Raw genomic sequence first — 2,559 nt, 5'->3', positions numbered from 1 at the left:
AGGTGAAGGGATAAGTGTAAAAGAAGCCTTAACAGATGGATTATTTACAGTAGGGCTTTCTGGTGTCTTTGAGTTTGTACCAAAGGGTGCAAGAAAAGTATTCACTAAAAAAGGTAGAGAAGAAGTAGGCGATTGGCTAACAAAAGGAAAGAAACAGATAGGTAATTTTGTAGAGGAAAGTGTAGATAGAGCAAAGAAAGTTATGAAAAAGACAAAGGAAGAAGGCGCTCTATTCTATGACGTTTGGAAAAAATCAGGAGATAATAGTGTATATGCAGCAAGTTTGTTTGGAGCAGGTCAAAAACAAATAGATAGACTTGTTAGGACGGGTAAAAATTATAAGATTGTAAAGGAATATGGTACATTAAAGAGTCCTACTGAAATAGATTATATTGGCGGTGGAGATTTAGATGTTCCTGTTTCTAAGTCTACTAAGGGGACGGGTAATGCTAAATACCAAGTCGGTGCTTATAAAGATATAAAAGGAGTTAAAGGTCTTGATGCACATCATGCAGGACAAAAAGCAGCTATGAAAAAGTTAGTTGAAGGTTATGACTCTATGACTGCACCAGCAATAAATGTTCCTAGAATAGGGCATACAAAAAGGCATCCAGTCAGAGGAATAGTTTCGAGAAGCACTAAAGGAATAACCAATGCAAGACAATTGCTTACAAGAGATATAATGGAATTGAGAAGAGTTTATCCTGATATTCCAAATTCTAAATTGCAAGAATTAATTGAGATGAATAAAAAACTATATAAAGAAATGAGGAAGTAGAATGAAGGAAATTTTCATTAGAAGTCTTTACAAAACTATAGTTCAAGAAGGAAAGAACGAATACAAAGAGCTACTCGATAATACCAATATAGAGGATGTTACTGACAAGTATTGGATAAGTGCATTACAGCTTTATGGTAATCTAACCGAAGATAAGAAGGAAGAATTAATGGGAGTCATAGAATTAGTAATGATAGATACTATTTCAAGTATGTTAGGGATAATTGATGGAAGTAGTACACTTAATGGATGTGATACTGAACCTAAATTGTATTTAGATAATATTGATACGGATAATGAGTTGCAAGATTTATTTTTAGAATATATAGAGGAGATTGAAGAATAAAGTATATTATATATAATAAGGTCTTATCCTTTGTTGTAAGGTAGTATATGTAGTAAAAGGAGTGGGATTGTAAATGGTTGTGGAGTCTGTAAATAACTTTGTGCTTTAGGAAATAAAACATTTCCCTTCTGACAATAATTAATTCAATTGTAAATCAATTTAATTTGTATTGACTTCGTTTATAGAATTGCCAAAGTTGTAAGGTTGTATTCATAAAATCTTATAATTTTAGCAATAATTACTATAATAGGGAAGTGTGTCTTAAAAATATAGAAGTCTGCGACTATATTTAGTTTAATAAAGCTATATGCTAATTTGAATAGGTTAAAATGACTTCTCTATAGAATATATGGTTTTATTCTATCTTTAAAGATAATCATTAATTGATTAAGAACTAACTCCCAGTTTCTATAGCGCTGAGTCCACTTCTTCATTACATTTTGAGCTGATAAGTAAAGCATCTTCTCAAGGGCTTGATTTGAAGGAAATACAGATATAGACTTTTTCTAATACATATTAGAAAGTTATGAAAGGTACAATATAGGAGACAAAGTAACATTTAAAGGAAAGAGTCTAATAATAAGTGAAGTAAAGGCAAAAATAATAAAAAGTACTGTAACATTTAAGTACAAGCTATCAAGGGAAAAGGGAATATACCAAAGACAAATATATAACGATAAATTAAATGGACTGTCTTTAGAGGGAAAAGTACTAGACACTAAAGAAGAACTGGTAAAGCTTCATCTAAATATAGATGAAAAGCAACCAAAGGATAAGGCATATTGGTTTCCCTTTGCCCCTAGAACAGGAAATGTAATGTACTGTATGCCAAAGCTAGAAACCTATGCCAGCCTATATCTTCCCACATCTGAAGAAAAGGATGGAAAGGTAATAGAAAGTGTCCGTAAAAATGGAGACACCTGTAAAAAGACAGCGAACCCAGAAATACGATACTTTGAAACAGAACATAAAAACCAATGGGAAATAACCCCTAAAGCAATAAATATAGTAGGAAACTTTAATAATCCACTACAGATAGCCATAAATGATGACACAGGAGTAGAGATATCAAGCTATAAAAAGATAATACTAAGGGCAAAGGATGATATATCCTTATATACTCCAAAGAGTATAAGGATAAAAGCCACTAGCCAGATAATAGTCAGTAGAAGTAAAAAGAGTAATGGTTTTACAGTAGAAAGTGAGTTTCACTTTTTATCAGAGAATGTATTGTTAAGGGGAAGGGATGCTACTACCTTTGCAAAGTTTGATGATGCACCTAAGGAGGTAGAGCCACCTGGATTTAGCTGGGGTAAACTATTTAAAAATGTAGGAAAAGCATTATTGGTGGTAGCAGCAGCAACAGCGGCAGTAGCTTTAACAGCTTCAACATTTGGAGCAGGAGCAGCAGTAGTAGGAGCAGTTGTAAAATTTG

3 protein-coding genes and 1 pseudogene are annotated in these 2,559 nt (G+C 32.8%); 3 read left to right on the top strand and 1 reads right to left on the bottom strand.

Annotated features, from left to right (window positions below):
* Both V6137_RS20815 and V6137_RS20810 read left to right on the top strand, forming a co-directional pair.
* Positions 1–778, top strand: a 778-nt coding sequence (locus V6137_RS20815; RefSeq protein ID WP_425449870.1) for a hypothetical protein, incomplete at its 5' end; no start/stop codon positions are given.
* A gap of 1 nt (position 779) precedes the next feature.
* Positions 780–1,124 (top strand): hypothetical protein, encoded by a 345-nt coding sequence (locus V6137_RS20810; protein ID WP_425449869.1) that lies wholly within the window; start codon positions 780–782, stop codon positions 1,122–1,124.
* A gap of 338 nt (positions 1,125–1,462) precedes the next feature.
* On the opposite strand, the pseudogene V6137_RS20805 reads toward V6137_RS20810, so the two are convergent.
* Positions 1,463–1,627, bottom strand: a pseudogene (locus V6137_RS20805) (IS256 family transposase); the annotation flags it as partial.
* Between the two features lie 322 nt (positions 1,628–1,949).
* Between V6137_RS20805 and V6137_RS20800 the strand changes: the two are divergent.
* The coding region (locus tag V6137_RS20800; RefSeq protein WP_425449868.1) for a hypothetical protein at positions 1,950–2,559 on the top strand (610 nt) is incomplete at its 3' end.

The sequence above is a fragment of the Dethiothermospora halolimnae genome (assembly GCF_037577855.1).
GTDB lineage: Bacteria > Bacillota > Clostridia > Tissierellales > VENL01 > Dethiothermospora > Dethiothermospora halolimnae.
Note: the sequence above shows the minus strand (reverse complement) of the source record. Positions and strands in the feature narration are given on the sequence as shown.